Raw genomic sequence first — 4,478 nt, 5'->3', positions numbered from 1 at the left:
GCGCCGCGTGGTGTCGCGATAGGCCGCCAGATCGATGGGGCTGGGCGTAAGGCAAGGGATCACATCCTGCGTCACATAGTCATATGCCATCTGGCGGATGTCATCGCGCAGTGTGCCTTCGTGGATGTAGTGCAGCCCGGCCAGCGTACCGGCCCAGGCGATGCAGCTATGGCTGGCGTTGAGGATGCGGATCTTGGCTTCTTCATAGGGCAGCACCGACTGCACCATTTCCACGCCGGCCTGTTCCAGGCGCGGGCGGCCAGCCTTGAAGTCGTCTTCGATCACCCATTGGATGAACGACTCGCCCATCAGGGCGCAGGGATCGTCGATACCTGTCTTTTCCTTCACACGGGCTGCAACCGCCGATGTGGGGCGGGGGGTGATGCGGTCGACCATGGCATTGGGGCTGCTGGTGTTGGCCTGCAGCCAGCTCACCAATTCCGTCTGGCCACGCAAGGTCAGGAACTGGCGCAAGCCATCACGGAAGCGCTCGCCATTGTGGCGCAGGTTGTCGCAGTTCAACAGCGTCAGGGCCGCTTGCGGATGGGCCTGGCTGCGCGCGCGCAGGATCGCGGCGATGGCGCCATAGATGGTGCGCGGCGCGCCGCTGCCATCGAGGGCGCAGCGCAGGTCATCGGCCAGGTCGGGGTTGTTGGTGTCGAGCTGGTAGTGGTGATCCAGATAGTAACCACCTTCAGTGACAGTGAAGGAAATGATGCGGGTGCGTTCTTCGGCACCGGCCGCAATCAGTTGCGTGAGCTGCGCATCCCACGGCAGGATGCGGCCGATGGATGCGATGCGCTGGTAGCTGCGCTCGCCCTGGGGCGTGACGGTCTCCAGGGTGTACTGGCCCTGCTGGCGGGCCAGCGCCTCCAGCAGCGGGCTCATGTCGGCGCGGATATTGGCCAGCGCCAGTTGCCAGCGGCGATCGGCGCCGCTCTCGCGCAGCGCGTTCAGGTAGACCGCCTGGTGGGCGCGATGGAAGGAACCGGCGCCGATATGCAGCCAGGTCAGGCTGTCGGCGGCGTCCTGGTCGTGAGAGGTGGCGATGCTGGTCATGCCTGGTCCTTGTCGATGAAGTGATGAGGTCAAGTGATTCAATGGGCGCGCAATGCCGCCACGCTCGATGCCAAGCGCGGCAAGGCCTGGCCATCGGCGCCGAACAGATGGCAACGCGCCGGGTCGGCGGCCAGCGGCAAGACGCTGCCATGTGGCGGATCGAGGCTGTCGGGCACGCGCAGGATCAGCGCGTCTTCGCTACCGTCATAGGCCGCATACAGGTAGGAAAAATCACCCAGCAATTCCAGCGCCGTGCAACGTGCCTGCAATGCGGCCTGCCCCTGGGCGATGTTGAGATGCTCGGGACGCACCCCCAGCGTGACCTTCTGGCCAACCTGCAGCGCACTGCCATCGACCGCGGCCCATTGCAAACCGCCACCGGACAATTGCACCTGCACGCCATCGGCCTGTATTGCTGCCACCGCGCCCTCGATGAAGTTCATCTTGGGCGAACCAATGAACCCGGCCACGAAACGATTGGCCGGATGGTGATAGAGCTGCTGGGGCGAACCCACCTGTTCGATGCGGCCTTCGGAAAGCACCACGATCTTGTCGGCCAGGGTCATGGCTTCGATCTGATCGTGGGTAACGTAGATCATGGTGGTCTTGAGATCGTCATGCAGCTTGGCGAATTCGAGGCGCATCTTCACCCGCAGCGCCGCATCCAGGTTCGACAGCGGTTCGTCGAACAGGAACACGCTGGGCTGGCGCGTGATGGCGCGACCGATCGCCACACGTTGGCGCTGACCACCGGAGAGTGCACGCGGCTTGCGGTCCAACAGGTGATCGATGTGCAGAATCTTGGCCGCGTGCTGGACCGCGGCATCGATCTCGGCCTTGGACTTGCCGGCGATCTTCAAACCGAAGGCCATGTTGTCGTACAGGCTCATGTGCGGATACAACGCATAGGACTGGAACACCATGGCCACGCCGCGCTTGGAAGCCGGCACGTCGTTCATGCGGCGCGCACCGATGTCGAGGTCGCCATCGCTGATCTCCTCCAGGCCCGCGATCATGCGCAGCAAGGTCGATTTGCCACAGCCCGAGGGGCCGACGAAGACGACGAATTCGCCATCCTCGATGTCCAGATTGATGTCGCGCATGACTTCGTTGTCGTCATAACGCTTGGCCAGGTTCCTGATGCTCACGGCTGCCATGTGTGTCTCCTAGATTCTGTTGGTTCTCTTGTGGGGTTGCGCCGGCGTCTTGCTCAACGCAGCCAGATCAGTTCGCAAACCAGTTGCGGAAATTGCTTCATCTCTTCGAATACCTGATGCGCACCCGCCTCCTTCAACTTGCGCGCCATCGCCTGGCGGTCGTGCGCCACGCCGGTAAAGCCCAGCACGTACATCCCCGCCGCCACCGCCGCGCGCACGCCGGTAACGCTATCGTCGACCGCCACGCAACGCGCCGGATCGACGCCAAAGCCGGCGGCTGCCGCCAGATACACATCCGGCGCCGGCTTGGGATGGGCCACGTCATGGCCGCTATAGATGCGCCCGGCAAATTGCGCATACAGGCCACAACGCCGCAGACCGGCTTCGATGCGCGGCGCATCGCTATTGCTGGCCACCGCGCGCGGCAGGCGGATTTCCTGCAAGGCCTCGACGATGCCCGGCACCGGCTGCGCCTGCTCACCGCAGGCCAGTGCCACCGTCTGGTGGATGCGTTCGACCTGGGCGGCATCCAGGCCCAGTTCGAATTCCAGATCCACTTCGCCCAGCAGGAGGTCGGTGTACATGCCCAGCCGATTGGCAATGGCCGCGTGCAGAGCGGCGCTGCGCTGCGCTTGCTGCAGGCCATCGTCGCTGCTGCACGCCGGCAGCAACGGCAGCAGTTCACGATGCAACACGGCCAGGGCGATGCTCTCGCTATCGAGCAGGACGCCGTCGCAATCGCAGATCAGATGGGTAATCGTCTGGCGTGCCGTCATCACTTGACCGCTCCAAACGTCAGGCCGCGCACCAGTTGCTTCTGCGCCAACCAGCCCAGCGCCATGATGGGCGCAATGGCCAACAGCGACGCCGCCGACAGCTTGGCCCAGAACAAGCCTTCAGGGTTGGAATAAGAAGCGATGAATACCGTCAGCGGCGCCGCATTGACACTGGTCAGGTTCAGGCTCCAGAAAGCTTCGTTCCAGGACAGGATGATCAGCAGCAAGGCGGTGGAGGCCAGGCCCGGCATGGCCGTGGGCAGCAACAGGTAAATCATTTCCTGCCAGGCATTGGCACCATCGATGCGCGCCGCTTCCAGGATTTCCTTGGGCACGTCATTGAAGTAGGTGAAGGCCATCCATACCGCAATGGGCAGGTTGATGAGCGTATAGATGATGGTCAGGCCGGTGACGGTGTCGAGCATTCCGGTGTTCTTGGCCAGTAGGTAGATCGGGATCAGTACGCCCACGGCCGGCATCATCTTGGTCGAGAGCATCCACAGCAACAGCTTCTGCGTGCGGCCGGTGGGGAAGAAGGCCATCGAATACGCCGCTGGCACGGCCAGCAGCAGCGACAGCAGCGTCGAGCCGAGCGAGACGATCAGCGAGTTCTGCACATAGGCCAGGTAATTGCTGCGACTGAAGACTTCGCGGAAGGTCTCCAGCGTGGGCAGGAACACCAGCGAGGGCGTATAGGCCTGGGCCTCGGTCTTGAAGGCCGTCACCGCCACCCAGAAGATAGGGAAGAACAGCACGATGGCGCAGGCCCAGCCCAGCAGCGCCACCCACAGGGGGCTTTTCTTTGGGTCGCTCATTTTTCGTTGACTCCCTTGAGGTTCCTGGCCAACATGCGCACCAGGAAGAACGAGACGATATTGGCCAACACCACCGCAAAGATGCCACCGGCCGAGGCGATACCGATGTCGAACTGCTGCAGACCGATGGCATAGACCAGGAAGGTCAGGTTGGTGGTAGCCGTACCGGGGCCGCCCGCGGTGGTGGTGAAGATTTCCGCAAACACCGAGAGCAGGAAGATGGTCTCGATCATGATCACCACCGTGATGGCGCGCTTCAAGTGCGGCAGCACGATGTAGAAGAAGATGCGTACCGGCCCGGCGCCATCCAGTTGCGCCGCTTCCTTCTGGTCATGGTCCAGCGACTGCAAGGCCGTCAGCAGGATCAGGAAGGCGAACGGAATCCACTGCCAGGCCACGATGATGATGACCGAGAGCATGGGATACTCGGCCAGCCAGTCGATCGGTTCCAGCCCCAGGTGGCGCATCACGTAGGCCAGGATGCCGTAGACCGGGTGCATGATCATGTTCTTCCAGATCAGCGCCGCCACGGTGGGCATGACAAAGAAAGGACCGATCACCAGCAGACGCGCAATACCGCGCCCGCGGGAAGGCTGGTCGAACAGCACCGCCAGCAGGGTGCCGCCGATGACACTGATGGCCAGCACCGAGCCGATCAGCAAGGCGGTGTT

4 protein-coding genes and 1 pseudogene are annotated in these 4,478 nt (G+C 63.0%); all 5 read right to left on the bottom strand.

Translation table 11 applies throughout. The annotated features are described in order from the left end of the window. Window positions 1-1,059: mannitol dehydrogenase family protein (locus I5W_RS11190; protein WP_044529277.1), on the bottom strand; the 1,059-nt coding region annotated here is incomplete at its 3' end. Window positions 1,060-1,097: 38 nt separating this feature from the next. After that, a complete protein-coding gene (locus I5W_RS11185; RefSeq protein WP_044529276.1) occupies window positions 1,098-2,216 on the bottom strand; it encodes an ABC transporter ATP-binding protein in 1,119 nt (372 codons plus the stop codon). A 53-nt stretch (window positions 2,217-2,269) separates the two neighbouring features. After that, window positions 2,270-2,992 carry an HAD family hydrolase gene (locus tag I5W_RS11180; RefSeq protein ID WP_044529275.1) on the bottom strand — a complete coding sequence of 241 codons (723 nt, stop codon included), beginning with the start codon at window positions 2,990-2,992 and terminating at the stop codon, window positions 2,270-2,272. Beyond that, a pseudogene (locus I5W_RS11175) lies at window positions 2,992-3,771 on the bottom strand (carbohydrate ABC transporter permease); the annotation flags it as partial. The pseudogene I5W_RS11175 and the gene I5W_RS11180, both read right to left, overlap by 1 nt. A 32-nt stretch (window positions 3,772-3,803) precedes the next feature. After that, window positions 3,804-4,478, bottom strand: a 675-nt coding sequence (locus I5W_RS11170) for a carbohydrate ABC transporter permease (protein WP_044529274.1), incomplete at its 5' end; no start/stop codon positions are given.

The sequence above is a fragment of the Herbaspirillum sp. B65 genome (genome assembly GCF_000333555.1).
Lineage (GTDB): Bacteria > Pseudomonadota > Gammaproteobacteria > Burkholderiales > Burkholderiaceae_D > Herbaspirillum > Herbaspirillum rubrisubalbicans.
The sequence above is the reverse complement of the archived record's forward strand: the minus strand, read 5'-3'. Positions and strand labels throughout refer to the sequence as shown.